General features: G+C 68.2%; 14 protein-coding genes. 5 read left to right on the top strand and 9 right to left on the bottom strand.

Going from position 1 to position 17,746, the window contains the following annotated elements; translation table 11 throughout:
* Positions 1 to 67: 67 nt before the first annotated feature.
* Positions 68 to 2,560 (top strand): cation-translocating P-type ATPase, encoded by a 2,493-nt coding sequence (locus IPM80_10050; protein ID MBK8958760.1) that lies wholly within the window; start codon positions 68 to 70, stop codon positions 2,558 to 2,560.
* On the opposite strand, the gene IPM80_10045 is transcribed toward IPM80_10050, so the two are convergent.
* Complete coding sequence (locus tag IPM80_10045; GenBank protein ID MBK8958759.1) at positions 2,531 to 3,259, bottom strand: MBL fold metallo-hydrolase; 729 nt, start codon at positions 3,257 to 3,259, stop codon at positions 2,531 to 2,533. The two genes, IPM80_10050 and IPM80_10045, sit on opposite strands and share 30 nt — an antisense overlap.
* A 168-nt stretch (positions 3,260 to 3,427) precedes the next feature.
* On the opposite strand from IPM80_10045, the gene IPM80_10040 reads away from it, so the two are divergent.
* On the top strand, positions 3,428 to 3,892 hold the full coding sequence (locus tag IPM80_10040) for an SRPBCC family protein (protein ID MBK8958758.1): 465 nt from the start codon (positions 3,428 to 3,430) through the stop codon (positions 3,890 to 3,892).
* Positions 3,893 to 4,007: 115 nt separating this feature from the next.
* On the opposite strand, the gene IPM80_10035 is transcribed toward IPM80_10040, so the two are convergent.
* The 6 genes from IPM80_10035 to IPM80_10010 form a co-directional block, all read right to left on the bottom strand.
* Positions 4,008 to 4,610, bottom strand: a complete 603-nt coding sequence (locus tag IPM80_10035) for a glutathione S-transferase family protein (protein ID MBK8958757.1) — start codon at positions 4,608 to 4,610, stop codon at positions 4,008 to 4,010.
* A gap of 28 nt (positions 4,611 to 4,638) precedes the next feature.
* On the bottom strand, positions 4,639 to 5,241 hold the full coding sequence (locus tag IPM80_10030; protein MBK8958756.1) for a membrane integrity-associated transporter subunit PqiC: 603 nt from the start codon (positions 5,239 to 5,241) through the stop codon (positions 4,639 to 4,641).
* Positions 5,238 to 6,299, bottom strand: coding sequence for an MCE family protein (locus tag IPM80_10025; protein MBK8958755.1), 1,062 nt, complete (start codon positions 6,297 to 6,299; stop codon positions 5,238 to 5,240). Before IPM80_10025 ends, IPM80_10030 begins: the two co-directional genes overlap by 4 nt.
* Positions 6,296 to 7,048: an ATP-binding cassette domain-containing protein gene (locus IPM80_10020; protein MBK8958754.1), complete on the bottom strand. Its 753-nt coding sequence runs from the start codon at positions 7,046 to 7,048 to the stop codon at positions 6,296 to 6,298. Before IPM80_10020 ends, IPM80_10025 begins: the two co-directional genes overlap by 4 nt.
* 1 nt (position 7,049) lies before the next feature.
* Entirely contained in the window at positions 7,050 to 8,189 is a 1,140-nt protein-coding gene (locus tag IPM80_10015; protein MBK8958753.1) for an ABC transporter permease, read from the bottom strand.
* Between the two features lie 190 nt (positions 8,190 to 8,379).
* Positions 8,380 to 9,537 carry an acyl-CoA dehydrogenase family protein gene (locus IPM80_10010; GenBank protein MBK8958752.1) on the bottom strand — a complete coding sequence of 386 codons (1,158 nt, stop codon included), beginning with the start codon at positions 9,535 to 9,537 and terminating at the stop codon, positions 8,380 to 8,382.
* 111 nt (positions 9,538 to 9,648) lie between these two features.
* Between IPM80_10010 and IPM80_10005 the strand changes: the two genes are divergently transcribed.
* Positions 9,649 to 10,668, top strand: a complete 1,020-nt coding sequence (locus tag IPM80_10005) for a phosphotransferase family protein (GenBank protein ID MBK8958751.1) — start codon at positions 9,649 to 9,651, stop codon at positions 10,666 to 10,668.
* Between the two features lie 26 nt (positions 10,669 to 10,694).
* On the opposite strand, the gene IPM80_10000 is transcribed toward IPM80_10005, so the two are convergent.
* The gene (locus tag IPM80_10000; GenBank protein ID MBK8958750.1) at positions 10,695 to 11,672 is read right to left on the bottom strand and encodes a hypothetical protein; all 978 of its coding nucleotides are present in this window, start codon (positions 11,670 to 11,672) and stop codon (positions 10,695 to 10,697) included.
* 34 nt (positions 11,673 to 11,706) lie between these two features.
* On the opposite strand from IPM80_10000, the gene IPM80_09995 reads away from it, so the two are divergent.
* Together IPM80_09995 and ppa are read left to right on the top strand one after the other, a co-directional pair.
* Positions 11,707 to 15,243 (top strand): amino acid permease, encoded by a 3,537-nt coding sequence (locus IPM80_09995; protein MBK8958749.1) that lies wholly within the window; start codon positions 11,707 to 11,709, stop codon positions 15,241 to 15,243.
* A gap of 68 nt (positions 15,244 to 15,311) precedes the next feature.
* Positions 15,312 to 15,860, top strand: coding sequence for an inorganic diphosphatase (gene ppa / locus IPM80_09990; protein ID MBK8958748.1), 549 nt, complete (start codon positions 15,312 to 15,314; stop codon positions 15,858 to 15,860).
* A gap of 12 nt (positions 15,861 to 15,872) precedes the next feature.
* Here ppa and IPM80_09985 read toward each other — a convergent pair whose 3' ends face one another.
* Positions 15,873 to 17,729: a pyruvate kinase gene (locus IPM80_09985; protein ID MBK8958747.1), complete on the bottom strand. Its 1,857-nt coding sequence runs from the start codon at positions 17,727 to 17,729 to the stop codon at positions 15,873 to 15,875.
* Positions 17,730 to 17,746: the final 17 nt, after the last annotated feature.

Raw genomic sequence — 17,746 nt, 5'->3', positions numbered from 1 at the left:
TTCATGCCGCCCAGCAGCGCATCGCCCCCTCGGGCAAATGAGTTCGCAGCCGCGTTGATTGGACATCATGCTCGGTCTCTCTGAAGCAAGCGCCGCCGCGCGTCTCGACGCCGAAGGCCCGAACGAACTGCCCGGGCCGCGCGCGCAGGGCGTGTGGGCGCTGCTCGGCGAACTGTTGCGTGAGCCGATGGTGGCGCTGTTGATCGGCTGCGGCGCCATCTACCTGGTGCTCGGCGACGCGCAGGAAGCGCTGATGCTGCTCGGCTTCCTGGCGCTGATCATCGCCATCACCCTGACCCAGGCGCGCAAGACCGAGACCGCCCTCGAGGCGCTGCGTACGCTGTCGAGTCCGCGCGCGCTGGTGTTGCGCGACGGCGCCAAGCGTCGCATCGCCGGCCGCGAGGTGGTGCGCGAAGACCTGCTGCTGGTGGCCGAGGGCGATCGCGTGGCGGCCGATGCGCGGGTGATGGTGGCGCGTCATCTGCTGGTCGACGAATCCTTGCTGACCGGCGAGTCGCAGGCCGTCGCCAAGCAGGTCGGCGACGTGTTGTACGCCGGCACCACCGTGGTTCGCGGTCAAGGCAGCGCCGCAGTGTTCGCCACCGCGCTGGCCACCGAGCTCGGTCGCATCGGCAAGGTGCTGGATACCGCGGTCGATGACAGCACGCGCCTGCAGCGCGAGACGCGGCGGCTGGTCAAGGTGCTCGCCATCGGCGCCGGCGCGCTGTGCGTGCTGGTGACGGTGGTGTTTGGCGTCATGCGTCACGACTGGCTGGGCGGCGTGTTGACCGGCCTGACGCTGGCCATGGCCATCCTGCCCAACGAGCTGCCGGCGGTGCTCATGATCTTCCTCGCGCTCGGTGCGTGGCGCATCTCGCTGCGCCGCGTGTTGACGCGCCGCATGCCGGCGGTCGAGAACCTCGGCGCGGCGACCGTGCTGTGCGTGGACAAGACCGGCACCCTGACCATGAACCAGATGGCGGTGCGGCGTCTCATGACCGCCGATGGCGAGGAGATGGAACTCGGCGGCGCGTCGGTCGAATTGCCCGAAGCGTTTCACGCGCTGCTCGAGTTCGGCATCCTGGCATCGAGCCCGGCGCCCTTCGACCCCATGGAGCGCGCGGTGCATCGCGTGGGCGACGAACTGCTGGCCGCCACCGAGCATCTGCACCCGGCCTGGCAACTGGCCGGCGAACATCCGCTCACGCCGGACATGCTGGCGGTCAGCCAGGCGTGGCGCGACGAAGGCGAGGAGGGCTACGTGATCGGCTCCAAGGGTGCGCCGGAAGCGATCCTCGACCTGTGCCACAGCGATGCCGAGACCTCGGCGCGCGTCGCGCTCGACGTCGAGCGCTTCGCGCGTCATGGGCTGCGCGTGCTGGGCGTGGCGCGCGCCCGCCATGCCGCCCACGTGCTGCCGGGCACCCAGCACGATTACGACTTCGAATTCCTCGGCCTGCTGGGGCTGTCCGATCCTTTGCGACCGCAGGTGCCGGAGGCGGTGCGCGAATGTCGCGCGGCCGGCATCCGCGTGATCATGCTGACCGGCGATCACGTCGAGACCGCGCGCAGCATCGCGCGCGAAGCCGGCATCGCCCGTGCGGAAGACGTGGTCAGCGGCGCCGAGCTCGAAAGCTGGGACGAGGCCACGCTGGCGGCGCGCCTCGACGAGGTCAACTGCTACGCGCGCATGAAGCCCGAGCTCAAGCTGCGCCTGGTCCAGGCCTTGCAGCGTCGCGGTGAAGTGGTGGCCATGACCGGCGACGGCGTCAACGACGCGCCGGCGCTGAAGACCGCCGAGATCGGCATCGCCATGGGCGGACGCGGCACCGACGTGGCGCGCGAAGCCGCTTCGCTGGTGGTGCTGGACGATGATTTTTCATCGATCGTGGCGGCCATCGCCGCCGGCCGCCGGGTGTTCAGCAACCTGCGCGGCGCGATGGCCTACCTGCTGGCCGTGCACGTGCCCATCGCCGGCATCTCGGTGCTGCCGGTGCTGATGAACCTGCCGCTGGTGCTGTTGCCGGTGCACGTGGCGTTGCTGCACCTGGTCATCGAGCCGGCCTGCTCGGTGGTGTTCGAGGCCGAACCGGCGGCCGACGACCTCATGCGTCGTCCGCCGCGCGGCGTCGACGCGCCGCTGTTTTCCCGCGAGCTGATCGTGGCAAGCCTGGTGCAAGGCTTGCTGGTGCTGGTCATGCTGCTGGCGCTGTATCTCGTCACGCTGGCGCGCGAGCTCGGCGATAACGAGGCGCGCGCCATGACCTTCACCGCGCTCATGCTGGCCAATCTCGGCATGATCGCGCACGCACCTTGGCGCAGGCGCTCGCTGCGCGAAGCCTTTTCGGCGACCAACGCGGCGCGCTGGTGGGTGGTGGCGGCTGGGCTGGCACTGACCTTGGCGGCGCTGGGTGTGCCGCTGGTGCGCGAGCTGTTCCGCTTCGCGCCCCTCAATGCCGTCGACCTGGCTCTGTGCGCCGGCGCGGCGGCCGTGACGATAGCCGGCCAGGCGCTGCTCGCGCGCGCCGCGTCAGGCGCTGCGGGCGGCGCGCCAGCGTGATTCGTAATAGGCCGCCAGCGCTTCGATTTCCGCCTTGCAGTCGCCATTGAAGCAGGCGCCATGCATGACCGCCAGCGTGGCGGGGTTGAGATCTTGCAGCGCGCGTATGGTCGACGCGGTGGTGGGCGTGATGGCGGTGGCCTGGAAGCCTTCCTCGGCGGCGATGGCGGCGGCGGCGATGCTGTCGGCGCCGACCGCCGGACCGTCGCCGAGCTGCGTGAACAGGTCGCCGGTGAACAGCGTGCCGGTCGTTTCCTCGAACATCAGGCCGGACTCCCAGGCGTGGGGCACATGTGGCGTGTCGATGTAGCGCACGCGTTTGCCACCAAGGTCCAGCACTTCGCCGTTGGCCAGCGCGCGCGGCGGGCGGTCGGCGAGATCGTTCAGCGACACCATGCAGGCAATCGCGCCATGCACGACCTCGGCCCGCGGCGCGGCCGCCAGCCATTGGTTCATGGAGCCGCATTCATCGGATTCGACGTGACCGAATGAGATCCAGCGCAGCCGATCGAGCGGCACCACGCGCGCGGCCGCGGCCGACACCAGCGGGAACAGTTGACGCCCACCGCAGTGGAACAGCAGCGGCTGCTCGGCGGCGACGAGGTATTGATTGAAGGTGAAGCCGGCCGGCGGCACGTCGGCGATGAAGGTGGACAGGCGGTAGATGCCGTTGGCGATTTCGTCGACGCGCGTGTGCATGGTGATTCCCCTGGCGTTGTGGTGTGGGTTACCCGACAAAAGTAGCGATCGCGCGCGCGCCGCGCCAGCGGCGCGCAGCTTCGAGGCGCGCGGCTCGCCAACGGCGCGTGCTTGCGTTACGGTGCCAGCCGATTTCGCATCACCTCATCAAGCCCAGGGAGATTTTCCATGCCCATCGCCGTCCTCGATCGCACCGTCAACGCTCCGCACGCCTATGTCTGGGACTGGCTGGCGGATTTCGGAGCGCTCGACAAATTGCATCCGCCCGGCAATCTCACCGAGTTCCGTTGCGAGGGCAACAGCATCGGCTCGCGCCGTTTCGCGGTGTTCAAGCCCGAGATGCAGATCGAAGGACAGATCATTGAGCGCCTCGACGTGGCCTGCGCGCCGCATGTCATCGTCTACTCCATCGTCGAGAACTACCCCCTGCCGATGCGCGATTACGTGGCGGTGGTCAATCTCTCGACCATCGACGCCGGCCACACCCGGGTGCGTTGGGAAGGGCATTACACCGAACATGGCCTGCCCCAGGAGCAGATGGATGCCGCGCTGCGCGATTTCTACGAATTGTTCCTGGGCAATATCGAGAAGGCCCATGCGCTCGGCCGCAAGGTCGGCGAAACGCCGTATTGAGGTGGAAAGTCAGACTGAAGTCTGACCCACAAATTTCGAAGCATCCGAATTGTGGGTCGGACTTCAGTCCGACATTCGCGGCGCGCCCCGACGGGTGCGCCGAACTCGTTTGCGGTTACAACGCCGACGCCTTCACCAGCGCCGGCCGTGCGGCCAGGCGTTTGCTGTAGGCGTCGAGCTTGGCGAAGCGTTCGTCGATGATGCCGAAGGCGCGTGCGGCATTGAGCGTGAAGCCCATCATGATGTCGGCGGCCGAGAAGCCGCTGGGCAACAGGAATTCCGAGTCGCCCATGTGCTTTTCCAGGAATTCGAAGGCGACCGCGGCGCGCGTTTGGGCGTCGGCGATGAGCGCCGCATTTTGTTCGGCATCCTGGCGGTAGAGCTTCATCCACACCACCACCGACACCGGTGCGAAGGCGGTGCTCTCGGCGAAATGCAGCCACTGCAGGTAGGCCGGTCGCTCGGCATGGCCGACCGGCGGCGCGAGGCGTCCGTTGCCGTAACGTTCGAGGATGTATTCGACCATCGCGCCGGATTCGAACATGGTCATGTCGCCGTCGGTCAGCGCCGGCACCTTGCCGAAGGGCGCGCTCTGGCCGAAGGGCATGGGCTTGGGCGTGAACGTCACCGTTTCGATCTCATAGGGCAGAGCGAGCTCTTCCAGCAGCCACAGGATGCGAATCGAACGGGTGCGCGGTGCGTGATAAACCTTCAGCATGATGACTCCCCTTGCATGGTGTAGCGCACTACGGCGCCTGTAACTGGCTGGCGATGGCGCTGGCCAATTGCGCGACCGCCGCGTTGGCGGCGCTGAGCAGCGCATCGTAATCGTCGTCCTTGCCGTTGACCGGCACCTCGATGTCACTGTGTCGCGTCGGCGTGGCCTGGTCGCTGCCGGGTGTGCTCACGCTCCAGTGCGCGCCAAGGTGGAAGCTGCCGCCGGCATCGCGATCGAAGCGCGTGATGTCGACCCGCACCTGGCGCGTGATGGCCAGCGACGCGCGCCACGGATGCAGCGCGATGTTGTGACCGGGCGCGGCGTGTTCCAGCTCCGCGAGCAGGGCGCGTCCCAGCGACGCCGCCAGCGGTTCGGCCCAGCGGTGTTCGTTGGAGAGCACCAGGCGTGAGTCGTTGGCGCGCGTGACGATTTGCGGGCGGTCGAGATAGTCGGGCAAGGCGATGGGACCGAGACCGACGGCCGGGCCGTCACTCACGGTTTCCGTGTCCGTGGGGTTGGCGCCGGCGAGCACGTAGTAGTGGGGCGTCGGCGTGTGGGCGCAGCCGACCAGCGCCAGCATTGAAGCCAGCAGCGCCAAGCCGGCGTATCGCGACAGGGTGGCTGCAATCATTGCGCTGATCCTTCTCTGCGCCGTCCGCTCAACAAGGATTCCGGCTGGGTTTCGATGGCTTCGGCCAGCACGCGCAGGGCGCGCGCGGCGGCGCTGGTTTCCTTCAGCACCGCGTTGAGGCGCGTGGTGGTCAGCGAATCCTCGCCCGACATGGCGCGCAGGCTGCGCGCGGTGGCGGCCAGCTCCTCGCTGGCGCGGGTAAGGGCCAGCACCGGGCCGGCATCGGCGCGCGTCAGGGCGGCGATGTTGGCGGCGCCGGCATCGATATTGGCGAGGGTCTGGCGTCCGGCCTTGAGCGTCGCGGCGCTTTCTTCCAGCGCCACGCGCGTGCTGCGCAGGGTATCGGCCGCTTCGTTCATGACCGTGCGCACGTCTTCCGCCACGGTATTGGTGCGCTTGTCGAGCTGCGCGGTCAGGGACGCGAGGTGATCGAGCGTGGTGTCGAGGTTTTCCAGTGCATGGCCGGCAGCCGGCGAGGACACCAGCTTGCGCACCGATGCCGAGATGGTCGAGATGTCGTCCACCAGCTTCTCGACGTTGAGCTTGTCGAGCTTGTTGGTGAGTTCCTCGACCTCGGTCGGCAAGGTCGGGATCTCGCGCGAGCCATTGTCCTTGCCGTGATAGGTGGCGAGCTTGTCGGGATAGAAATCGAGATCGATATAGAGCTGGCCGGTCAGGAAACTCCAGGTTTTGAGACGCGCGCGCAGGCCGCGCTTGATCAGATCGTTGTTCTCCGTCAGATCGGTCAAGGCCACGTTGTCGCCTTCCAGGTTCTTCAGCGCGTATTCGTCGGTGCGGATCACGACCGGCACCAGGAAATTGAGGTTCTGCTCGTCGACCGACAGGCCGATGCTTTGCACGGTACCTATTTTCACGCCGCGGAACACCACCAGCGAGCCGACCTGCAGGCCGGTGGTCGAGCCTTCGAAATACATGATGTAGGTCGGGCGATCGCGCCAGAAGCCGCCGTCGGCGAGTAACACCACGGCCATCACCAAAAGGCTCACCGCGCCCAGCACGAAGGCGCCCACCAGCTTGGGATTGGCCTGTTTGCTCATGTCTCGCCCCGCTTGAGAAAGCTGCGTACCTTGTCGACGCCGTGTTCGGCCAGCTCGCGCGGGTCGCCATAGGCAATCATGGTGCGCGTGTCGGCATCGAGGAACACCGAGTTGTTGGCAATCGCGAATATGCTCGGCAGTTCATGGGTGACCAGCACCACCGTCGCGCCCAGGCTGTCGCGCAATTCGAGGATCAGATCGTCCAGACGCCGTGAACTCAAGGGATCGAGTCCGGCCGAGGGCTCGTCGAAGAACAGGATCTCGGGATCGAGCGCCATGGCGCGTGCCAGGCCCGCGCGCTTCTTCATGCCGCCCGAGATCTCGGAAGGATAGAACTGCTCGAAACCCCCAAGCCCCACCAGCGACAACTTCAATGACACGATTTCATTTATCAGGTCCGGCGCCAGCGTGGTGAATTCCTGCAGCGGCAGCGCGACATTCTCGGCCAGGGTCAGTGAACTCCACAACGCGCCAGCCTGGAACAGGATGCCGAAGCCGCGTTGACGCCGCACCTGTTGCTGCGGACTCGCGGCCCAATAGTCCTCGCCATCGTACAGCACCGTGCCCTTGGCGGGACGCACCAAGCCTATCATCTGGCGCAGCAGCGTGCTCTTGCCGCAACCGCTGCCGCCCATGATCACAAAGATGTCGCCACGATTGATGGTGAAATTGAGATCGTGCTGGATGACGTAATCGCCATAGGCCATGGTCAGGTCGCGGATCTCGATGTGCGGCGTGGCGGCGCTCATGTCAGATGCCGAGCTTCTGGAACACGATGGTCAGCACCGAGGCCGAGATGGTGATGAGCAGGATGCCGAGCACCACCGCCGAGGTGGTCGATTCACCGACCGCCTGCGCGCTGCGTCCGCACTGCATGCCACGCAGGCAGCCGGCGAAGGCGACCAGCGCGCCGTACACCGTGCCCTTCACCAGGCCGACGGCGAAATGCTTGAGCTCCAAGGCCGACAGCGTTTCGTTGTAGTACTCGTAGATGCCGACATCGAACACCAGCACCGCGATGGTCATGCCGGCCAGGATGCCGACGATGCCGGCATAGAGCGTCAACAGCGGCACCATGCAGATCAGCGCCAGCATGCGCGGCAGCACCAGGTAATCGATGGGCGATACGCCGAGCGTGCGCAAGGCGTCGATCTCTTCGTTGACCTGCATGGTGCCGATCTGGGCGGCATAGGCGGCGCCGGTGCGACCGGCGAGGATGATGCCGGTCATGAGCGCCGCCACTTCGCGCACCACGCCGATGCCGACCAGGTCGGCGATGTAGATGCTGGCGCCGAACAGCGCCAACTGCACCGCGCCCATGTAGGCGAGGATGGTGCCGACCAGGAAACTGATCAGCGACACGATGGGCAGCGCGCGCGGCCCGACTTCTTCGATGAGATAGGCAAAATCGCCGCGCCGGTAGCGTGCCCGGCCGGTGACGAAGCGGCCCAGCGACAGGATGATCTCGCCGCCGAACTCGATCATCGCCGGCCAGTCGCGCCAGGCGCGTATCACGCCCAGCCCGACGCCGGCGAGCATGCCCGGCGCCGGCGGCGTGGCGCGCGGCGGCGGCGGCGCCACCGCGAAGGCCAGCGCCAGCATGCGGCGTAAGCCGTCGGGCAGCGCGCTTTGATCGACCTCGACATTGCGCGCGCGCGCATCGCGGATCACGGCGGCGAGGAAATTCACCGCGCTCGAATCCCAACGCTCGAGCTCGCGCGCGCCGAGATGGATGCGGCGCGCCTGCGCCATCTGCGGCGCGATGCTCGCGTAGCGCGGCACGCCGTCACGCAACTCCCAGGCGCCGCGCAGCCACAGGCCGGGCTCGGCGGCGCTGCCGTCGATCGCGAGTCGGTCGCGCCAGTCCGGGGGGAGATCGTCGAAATTCATGGACAAAATGTTCGTGTCGCGCCCAGGGCGGGTGGCGCGATTATAGAGCGCCACCTGGGTAAACATCGTGTGCGGCGTTGTGGGTCAGACTTCAGTCTGACAACCAAAGCGCTGCCACGCTCGTGTCACCTGTCTGAACGTCAGACTGAAGTCTGACCCACAAGGGACCCTGTCGAGCCTCCGAGGCGCCCTAGAACAACGGGTTCAGCGGCGCCTGCCCCAGCATCACGCGGCCGATGTCCTCCATGACATGGGCCTGCAGCTGCAGGTGATGGCGGGCGACCTGGAGGTCGCGTACCGCGCGGTCGAAGCGTGGCGTGAACACGCCGGCGGTGCCGACGAGTTCCTGCAGGGTATTGACCGCCGTCAGCGCCGCGCGCGCGGCATGGACGATGGCAAGACGCGTGCGGGCGACGTCGTCCAGTGTCAGCGCGTGGCCGGCGCGGACCGCGTGCCAGCAACGCGCCACTTCCTGTCGCAGGTAGGCGCGCGCCGCTTCGATGGCGCCCTCGGCCTCGGCAAGTCCGGCTTGCACGCGCGGCTCTTCGCGGGCCGGCCGCGCGCCGGCGAACGGCGTGCGATCGAGCAGCGGCAGCGCCGCGTCCATGGCGCCACGCGCCATGCCGCACACCGCGGCCGCCTTGCTCATGGCCAGGCGCAGGCCGAGCGGAATGCGCCACGCCGGCTGGCCGTCGCGCGGCGCATCGCGCAGGGCAAAGCCATGCGCGGCGGGCACCGGCACGTCGTGCAATTCGAAATCATCGCTGGCGGTGCCCTTGAGACCGCTGGTATGCCAGGTGTCCAGCAGCGTGGCGGCGCTGCTCGGCACGAACACCAGGCGCGCGTCCGGTGCGCCGTTGGCCAGCTGGCGTGGCGTGTCGCCGTCATGCACCATGCACAGCGCGCCCAGCCACTCGGCGTGTCGACAGCCGCTGGTGAAACGCCAGCGACCGCTGACGCGGAGGCCGTCGCCATCGATCACCGCGCGGCCCTTGCCGACCGCTGTCAACGAGACCGCCGCCAAGGGCGCCGTGCCGAGCATGGCACGGATCACTTCCGGCGCCAGCCACGCGTTCATGCACGCGCTCGATTCGGAGGCGACCATCGCGCACCAGCCGCTCGAGGCATCGCCGCGCGACAGTTCTTCAATGACATCGAGGTAGGTTTGCGGATCGGCGCCCGCGCCGCCGTATTCCTGTGCGAGCTGCAGATGGAAGGCGCCCATGGCGGACAGCGCCGCGCGCACCTCGGCGCTGAGACGGCGTTCCTGCTCGATGCTCGCGCCGGCCTCGATCAGCAAGTGGCGCAGGTCTTGGGCCTGCGCAAGCAAGGGGGAGGGCGCGTTCATGCAGGCAGTCCATTGGCGATAGGCGAAGCCCGAGTATACGGGAATGGCGCGCGCGAACCCGACGGCCGCGACGCGCGTTATCATGCCGGCTCGTCAAGCCAGGGGAACGTCATGACTGAAGGTATCGACGCGGTGAACGTCACCGCGTGGCTGGCCGCGCATGTGCCGGCGCTCACGCCGCCGGTGGAGTACGTGTTGATTGCCGGCGGTCATTCCAATCTCACCTACAGTGCGCGCGACGCCGCCGGGCGCTGCTACGTGCTGCGCCGCCCGCCGCTCGGTCATGTGCTCGAAAGCGCGCACGACATGGGGCGTGAATATCGCGTGGTGCATGCCCTCGCCGGCAGTGGTGTACCGGTGGCGAGGACCCATGGCCTGTGTCAGGACAGCGCGGTCAACGGTGCGCCGTTCTTCATCATGGACTTCGTCGAAGGCATGGTGCCGCATGACGACGAAGCGGCGGCGCATATCCCGGCCGCCGAGCGCATCGCACTCAGCACCGACGTCGCCGAAGTGCTGGCGCGCTTGCACAAGCTCGACCCGGACGCGGTGGGCCTGGGCGATCTCGGCCGCAAGGAAAACTACATCGCGCGGCAGCTCAAGCGCTGGACCCAGCAGTGGCAGGCGACCCGCACCGAGCCGGTGCCGGCCATGGAAGACGCGCTGCGCCTGCTCGGCGAGCGCATGCCCATCCAGGTCGGCGCCAGCATCGTGCATGGCGATTATCGCCTCGGCAATTTCATCGTCGCCGGCGGCCGCATCCAGGCGGTGCTGGATTGGGAGCTGTGCACGTTGGGCGATCCGCTGGCCGATCTCGGCTACCTGCTCAACACCTGGATGGCGCCCGAGGAGCGTCGCGGCGACGCCGAGGACAGCATGCCCACCACCGCCGGCGGCTTCAGCCCGCGCGAGGTGCTGGTGGCGCGCTATGCCGAGCTGACGGGTTTCGATCTCGAGCACATCGACTACTACCGCGCGTTTCAACAATGGCGGCTCGCGGCGATTCGACAGGGCGTGTACAAGCGCTACCTGGTGGGGGCCATGGGTAGCGCGCGGGATTTCGACCTGGCCGGCTACAAGCAAATCATCGAACGCAAGGCCGAGATCGCGGTGGCCTTGCTCGGCGGCTGACGCCTGGCGCCACGCGCAGCCGCGGTCTAATCGCGCGTCACGCCGACCAATTCGTTGAGCATGTCGAGCAGGCTCTGACCGGCGGCTTCGATTTCCCGCACGAACTCGCGGTGTTCGCCTTCGAGACCGTCGTCCAGCGCCAGGATCTGCGCGAAGCCGAGGATGGCGGTCATGGGCGTGCGCAGCTTGTGACTCAGGCGCGACAGGAACATGCGCCGTTCGCGCGCCTGCTGTTCACCGAGTTCATCGAGGCGCGCCTCGAGATGACGGCTCAGCAACAGGTGCGTCATGAGCATCGCCACGGCGCTGGCCGCCTGCGTATCGCCAGTCGAAAAGGCCTGCGCCGCGGCGTCCCGTTCAAAAGCCAGTACGCCGAAGGCGACGTCGCGATGGCGCAGTTGCACCACGCACGCGAGTGGTCCGGTATCGCACACCCACACTGGCTGCTCGGCGAGTGCATCGCGCCACCAGGCGGGCGCGGCGGCCTGCGGCGACGGCGGCCAATCCAGGGTTTGTGCCACGAGCGGCGCGTCGACGCGCAGCCACACGCGGCTTGCGCCGAGCAAGGCCGCGCCTTGCGCCAGCACCGCGTCGAGATCGTTGGCCAGCATCGCCTCGAGCAGGGCGGTGGCGCTCGCGCAGCCGGGGCTGGCTGCGTGCGCCGCGACGGCGCGCGACTGCCGGTGTGCCAGCCACGCCAGCCACGCCACGCCGCCGCCCGCCGCCAACAAGGTCGGCAGCGCCAGCGCGGTGCCGTGTGCGGCGATGGCCACGCCGGTCCACAGCACGGCCAGCGCCATGCCGACCAGGCGTGGGCCCCGGCTCGTGTCAGGCGCGGCCCGGGCTGGTAGTGAGGGAGATGTCATGGGCGACTGGCAACGGCCTCGAGGTCGTGGGCAATGGAGTCGAGCGGGCAATCTGACGATTGTACACTTGCCGTTGCCCGCTCTACGCCCGACACTTGCCGCGCGCCGCCCATGGGAGGGCGCGCGACCGGCCCACATTCACGCGCTGCGCGCGCCAGGACAGCACGACGACATGACAGAGGATTCCACCGCGTCCGCGGATGCCTTGGCGCATCCACGCACGCTGGGCTGGGTCGGCACCACGGCGCTGGCCATGGGCGGCAGCAATCAAAGCCTGTTCCTGATCACGGCACTGTTCATCGGTCAGGGCGCCATCGCCGGACAAGGCAGCGCCGCCGTGCCCTTGCTGGTGCTGGGCTTGGTGCTCGGCTACATGGCCATGCCCGGCTGGCTCGAACTGGTGCTCATGTGGCCGAACCGTGTCGGTGGCATCGCCGCGACCTGCGGCGAAGCGTTTCAACCCTATGCGCCGGTGCTCGGCAACCTGGCCGGCACCTGCTACTGGTGGGGCTGGATCCCGACCTGTGGCCTGACCGCCATTCTGTCGGCGTCGGCCATCCACGCCTGGTATCTGCCGCAGGTGCCCATCCACCTCATGGCGGCCGGACTGGTGCTGTTCTATGCCGGCATCAACATTTGCGGCGTGAAGTGGGTGGCGCGGCTCATCACGCCCATCGCCTTTTGTTCGGCGCTGCTGGCCTTCCTGTCGGGCCTGCTGCCGATCTATGCCGGCACCATGAACTGGCAGCAAGCCTTCGATTTCCACCTCACCACGCCGTTCGACGGCATGTTCGGCGCGCTCACGAGCTGTATGGCCGGCCTGTATCTCATCGGCTTCGCGGCGCCGGCCTTCGAGGCCTTCGCCTGCCACGTCGGTGAAACCATCGACCCCAACCGCAACGTGCCGCGCGCGATGTGGGCCTCGGCGGGCATGGCGGCGGTGTATTTCGTATTGCTGCCGGTGGTGTGGCTGGGCACGCTCGGCGCCGAGCCGCTGGGGCACGACCTGGCGCTGGTGCTGGGGCCGACGTTCGCGCCGCTGTTCGGCGCGGGCGCCAAGGCCGCCGCCATCTGGTTCATGATGTTGAACATGTTCCATGGCACGGTGCAGCCCTTGGCGGGCGCCTCGCGCACGCTGGCGCAACTTGCGGAAGACGGTCTGTTGCCGCTGATCTTCGCGCGTCGCGCGCGCTCCGATGCGCCGTGGGTGGCGACCCTGTTCACGGCCGGCATGGCCATCTTCTTCCTGCTGCTGGGCGACCCGATCTGGCTCATCGCCGCCGCCAACTTCACCTACCTGATCGGCATCTGCCTGCCGAGCGTGGCGGTGTGGTTGCTGCGCCGTGATGCGCCGGAAATGACGCGTCCTTATCGCGCGCCGCGCGGCACCATCGGTTTGGGGCTGGTGGCCGCCGTGATCTGGGCCTTGTCGGCGCTGCTGGGCTTTCAGCAGTTCGGCTTGCCGACGGTGCTGTTCGGCCTGGTGTTCGCGTTCTCCGGCACCGCGCTGTACGCAGTGCGCCTGTACACCGACCGTCGCCGCAGCGGCCTGCCCGGCATCAAGCGCTCGCTGCACATCAAGCTGACCGGCGCGATGCTGGCGGTGCTGGTGCTGGACGGCGCCGGTTACCTGCTGGCGGTGTCGCAATTGCCGTCGCACGTCAACCCGGCGTTGATCACCATCCTCGAAGATATCTTCGTCGCCGTTGCGATGCTGACCATCACCGTCGGCCTGGTGCTGCCGGGCATGATCGCGCACTCGGCGGTGGCGGTATCGAAGGCTGCCAAGGACCTCAGCCAGGGTACCGCCGCCGACTTCACGCGCGCCATGCTGGCGCTGGGACGCGGCGACCTGGACGCCGCCTACGCGCGTGTCGACGTGGTGCCGGTCAAGGTCCATTCCCAGGACGAACTGGCGGAGATGGCGGCCAACTTCAATTCACTGCAACGCGAGATCACCGAGGCGGCCCATGGGCTGGCCAGCGCGCGCGAAGGCCTGCGCGACGCGCGTCGCGATCTCACCACCAGCAACGCGGTGCTGGAACAGCGGGTGCGCGAACTCGACGAGGCCATCGCCAAGCAGCGCGACACCGAGGACGAATTGCGCGCCGCCAAGTTCGCCGCCGAGGAGGCCAACCTGTCGAAGTCGCAATTCCTCGCCAACATGAGCCACGAGATCCGCACTCCCATCAACGGCGTGCTGGGCATGACCGACCTGTTGCTCGATTCCAAGCTCGACGACGCGCAGCGCCACTATGCCGAGACCGTGCGCCAGTCGGGCCAGGTGCTGCTCGGTCTCATCAACGACATTCTCGATTTCTCCAAGATCGAAGCGGGCAAGCTCGACCTCGAATCCATCGCCGCGCGGCCGGCGGACATCGTGCGCGAAGTGGTGGACATGCTCGACCCGCGCGCGCGCGCCAAGGGACTCGAGCTGTCGTGCAGCGTCGAACAATCGGTGCCGGAATGGGTGGAGCTCGATCCGCTGCGCCTGCGCCAGGTGTTGTTGAACCTGGTCAGCAATGCCATCAAGTTCACCAACCGCGGTCACGTCTCGGTGGCGCTGCGGGTGGCCACCGCGCAGCCGCTGCGTGTGCGCTTCGAGATTGCCGACAGCGGCATCGGCATCGAGTCCGAGACCGCCGAGCGCCTGTTCCTGCCCTTCACCCAGGCCGACGGTTCGACCACGCGCACGTTCGGCGGCACCGGGCTCGGTCTCGCCATCACGCGCCAGCTGGTGGAACTCATGCACGGCGAGATCGGCGTGCACAGCGTGCCGCGTCTCGGTTCGATGTTCTGGTTCGAACTGCCGGTCAAGCTGGCCGTCGCGGCGCCGCCCAGCGGTGACGCGCGCAGCGAACCGCGCGCCGCGGTGGCCGACGCCAAAGGCAGCGTGCTGCTGGTCGAGGACAACGCGGTCAATCGCGAAGTGGCGCTGATCAACCTGCGTGCGCTTGGCGTGGAGACCGAGGCGGTGGACAACGGTCGCGCCGCGTTGGCGGCGGTGCGGCGCAAGCACTACGCGATGATCCTGATGGACTGCCAGATGCCGGAGATGGATGGCTTCGAGGCCACCGCGCGCATCCGCGCCTTCGAAGCGTCGCCGGAAGGCGGCGGCGGCGCGCGCCGTGTGCCGATCGTGGCTCTGACCGCCAATGCCATGGTCGGCGATCGCGAGCGCTGCATCGCGGCCGGCATGGACGACTACGTGCGCAAGCCGTTCTCGCGTACCGATCTCGAGGTGGTGCTCGGCCGTTGGCTGGTGGCGAGCGGCACCGGCGTGGCGCGCGCCGTGCCCGCCGAGCCGCCGCCGGTGGTGAGCGTTGCGCCCAGCGAATTGCCCGCGCTCGATCGCGACGCGTTGGAGAGTCTCAAGGTGCTGGAGGGGCAGGGCGACGGCGCCGCCGTGCAACGCGTGGTGAGCCTGTTCTGCGAGGATGCGCCGCGCCTGCTGGCGGTACTGCGCAGCGCCGACTTCACCGACCGCCAACGCGCCACCCACGCGCTCAAGGCCAGCGCCGCCCAGATCGGCGCACTGCGCCTGGCCAACCTGTGCGCCGCCACTGACACCTTGTTGCGCCAGGGCGATTACGAGCGCGCGTTGGAGCGGCTGCCCTTGATCGAAAGCGAGTTCGAGACCGTGTGCGCGGCGCTGGCGGCGGCCGGTTACGGCGTGGCGGTCGGCGACGAGTCGCGTATTTCGGCCTGAACGCGCGCCCCGCGGGGCGCGTAGAATGGCGCCCCGTATTCTTTGCCTGCCTGAGGAATGAGTCTTCCATGAATCTCGATCGCGTCGACTCCGGGCGCATGCCGCCCGAGGAATTCAACGTCATCATCGAAATCCCGATGAATGCCGACCCGGTCAAGTACGAAGTGGACAAGGCCACCGGCGCCCTGTTCGTCGACCGCTTCATGCTGACCGCCATGCACTACCCATGCAACTACGGCTACATCCCGCACACCATCGCCGACGACGGCGACCCGGTGGACGTGCTGGTGGTGACACCCTTCGCGGTCACCACCGGCGCCGTGATTCGCTGCCGACCGATAGGTGTGCTGATGATGGACGACGAAGCGGGCGGCGACGCCAAGCTGCTGGCGGTGCCCATCGATCGCATCCTGCCGATCTACAAGCACTGGCAGTGCCCCGAGGATCTGCAGCCCGAGCGGCTGCTGCAGATCCAGCACTTCTTCGAGCACTACAAGGATCTCGAAGTCGGCAAGTGGGTGAAGGTGCGCGGCTGGGAAGGCCCCGACGCGGCCAAGCGCGAAGTGCTGGACGGTCTCGAGCGCTACCGCAGCGCCGACGTCAAACCGCAGTTCTGAGTCGGACGTGCGTCATTGCGCGCCGGCCACGGCCAGCCGGCGCAGCATCGCGCGCTTCTTGTGCTGATGGCTCTGCATGCGACGCAATACGCCATCCAGGAACGTCACCGCCTCGACCATGTAGGGACCCTTGTTCAGCATCACGCACTCGGCGCGCACGCCCATCGCCGCATCGGTGACTTCGGCGCGCGACGGGTAACCGCTCTTGGCCAGCGTCTCCAGCACCTGGGTCGCCCAGATCACCGGCACGTGGGCGGCTTCGCACAGCCACAGGATCTCTTCCTGCACTTCGGCCAGCCGTTCGAAACCGATTTCGGCGGCGAGGTCGCCGCGCGCGATCATGATGCCGACCGGCGGCGAGCGCAGTGACGCGAGCAGGATGTCGGGCAGGGCCTCGAAGCCCTGGCGCGTTTCTATTTTCAACACCACGCCGAGGTGCTGACCATCGCGGCGCGTGAGTTCGTCTTCCAGCAGCAGCACATCCTCCGCGCCGCGCACGAATGACAGCCCGACCATGTCGCAGTGGGCGACGGCGAAATCGAGGTGCTCGAGATCGGCGGGCGACAGGCTGGCAAGGCGCAGGCGACTGTCCGGCAGGTTGATGCCCTTGTCGCTGCGCAGGCGCGCGCCGCCGGGCGGCGTGTGGGTGATGCGCACTTCGAGCTCTTCGCCGCTGTTGGCCAGCACTTCGCCGGCCAGCTTGCCGTCGTCGAACAGGATGCGATGACCGGGCGCAATGTCGTCGAATGCCGCGCCGAGCGTGCTGCCTATGCGCGCCGCGCGCGTGATGGCGCCGTCGGCGGAAAATTCGGCGGCGCGGCCGGCCGTTTCGTCGCGACACACCACCAGCGTGTCGCCGACCTCGAGCCGCAGCGCGCGCTCGGCGGTGACCAGGCCGCGCAACACGCCATGGGCGATGAAGCGCCCGCGACGGCGCAGGCGCACCGCCGCACCGTCTTCGACGTAGATGCGCTTGACGGCCTGCGCCAGCCAACCGCCGGCGTGGGCCGCGACCAGCCGCACCTTGCGATGGCGCCAGCGGCAGTCCTGGATCTCCAGCGCATCGCCGCCGGCGGCGTCGCGCAGCACGTCACCGCTTACCGGCAGCACGCAGTCGACGGCTTGCGGCGGCGGCGCCGGGGCGTCGGCGGCGGTCAGCCACACCATGGCCGGCCGCAGTACCGCGCCGCATTCATCGCGCAGCGGTCCGAAGCGCGCCACGCGCTGCGTACCGTACAGGGCGCCGGTGCGCAGCTTGGGGCCGGCCAGGTCGAGCTGCACCTTGCAGCGTCGGCCGCTGTCCCGCTCGGCCGCGCGCAGGCGCGCGACCATGGCTTGCCACGCCGCCGGCTCATCGTGCGCGGCGTTGATGCGCATGATGTCCATGCCGGCCGCCAGCAGCGCCGGAATGAGTGTTGCGTCGTCGGCCGCCGCGCCCGGCATGGTGACCATGATGCGCACCGCGCGCTCGGCCGGCGCCGCGCCGAGCAGGGCCGCGGTGTGAGTGTCGAGCAGCTGCCGACCGCGCGCATGGTTGAGCGTCGACGGTTCGTCCGGCGCGGCGGCGGCCGGCCATTGGCCGAGACGCTCAAGGGCGCCCAACAGCGCCTCGAGCGCCGCCATGACGTGGGCTTCGCTGCGTCCCAGCGACGACAGGCCGAGATCCACCAGCGCGTCCTGCAACGGTCGCAGGTCATGCTGACGCAGGCTCAGGTAATGCAGCAGGTTGGTGGCACTGTCGCGGTAGTCCGGCCCGGCGGCCGCGATGGCAGCGGAATGCTGGGCGGCGTAGGCGCGCGCCGCCGCGCGCAGGCCGCACAGCTCGGCGTGCAGACGCTCGAACAGCGTGGCGGGGGCCGTGCTTACCATGCGCGTGGCCTGCGTCG

The sequence above is a fragment of the Pseudomonadota bacterium genome, from assembly GCA_016719885.1.
GTDB lineage: Bacteria > Pseudomonadota > Gammaproteobacteria.
The sequence above is the reverse complement of the archived record's forward strand: the minus strand, read 5'-3'. Positions and strand labels throughout refer to the sequence as shown.

What these genes read in the sequence shown, in the direction of transcription:
- IPM80_10050 (MBK8958760.1), top strand. Translation starts at nt 68, where the DNA reads ATGCTCGGTCTCTCTGAAGCAAGCGCCGCCGCGCGTCTCGACGCCGAA.
- IPM80_10045 (MBK8958759.1), bottom strand. Translation starts at nt 3,259, where the DNA reads ATGCACACGCGCGTCGACGAAATCGCCAACGGCATCTACCGCCTGTCC.
- IPM80_10040 (MBK8958758.1), top strand. Translation starts at nt 3,428, where the DNA reads ATGCCCATCGCCGTCCTCGATCGCACCGTCAACGCTCCGCACGCCTAT.
- IPM80_10035 (MBK8958757.1), bottom strand. Translation starts at nt 4,610, where the DNA reads ATGCTGAAGGTTTATCACGCACCGCGCACCCGTTCGATTCGCATCCTG.
- IPM80_10030 (MBK8958756.1), bottom strand. Translation starts at nt 5,241, where the DNA reads ATGATTGCAGCCACCCTGTCGCGATACGCCGGCTTGGCGCTGCTGGCT.
- IPM80_10025 (MBK8958755.1), bottom strand. Translation starts at nt 6,299, where the DNA reads ATGAGCAAACAGGCCAATCCCAAGCTGGTGGGCGCCTTCGTGCTGGGC.
- IPM80_10020 (MBK8958754.1), bottom strand. Translation starts at nt 7,048, where the DNA reads ATGAGCGCCGCCACGCCGCACATCGAGATCCGCGACCTGACCATGGCC.
- IPM80_10015 (MBK8958753.1), bottom strand. Translation starts at nt 8,189, where the DNA reads ATGAATTTCGACGATCTCCCCCCGGACTGGCGCGACCGACTCGCGATC.
- IPM80_10010 (MBK8958752.1), bottom strand. Translation starts at nt 9,537, where the DNA reads ATGAACGCGCCCTCCCCCTTGCTTGCGCAGGCCCAAGACCTGCGCCAC.
- IPM80_10005 (MBK8958751.1), top strand. Translation starts at nt 9,649, where the DNA reads ATGACTGAAGGTATCGACGCGGTGAACGTCACCGCGTGGCTGGCCGCG.
- IPM80_10000 (MBK8958750.1), bottom strand. Translation starts at nt 11,672, where the DNA reads ATGTGGGCCGGTCGCGCGCCCTCCCATGGGCGGCGCGCGGCAAGTGTC.
- IPM80_09995 (MBK8958749.1), top strand. Translation starts at nt 11,707, where the DNA reads ATGACAGAGGATTCCACCGCGTCCGCGGATGCCTTGGCGCATCCACGC.
- ppa (MBK8958748.1), top strand. Translation starts at nt 15,312, where the DNA reads ATGAATCTCGATCGCGTCGACTCCGGGCGCATGCCGCCCGAGGAATTC.
- IPM80_09985 (MBK8958747.1), bottom strand. Translation starts at nt 17,729, where the DNA reads ATGGTAAGCACGGCCCCCGCCACGCTGTTCGAGCGTCTGCACGCCGAG.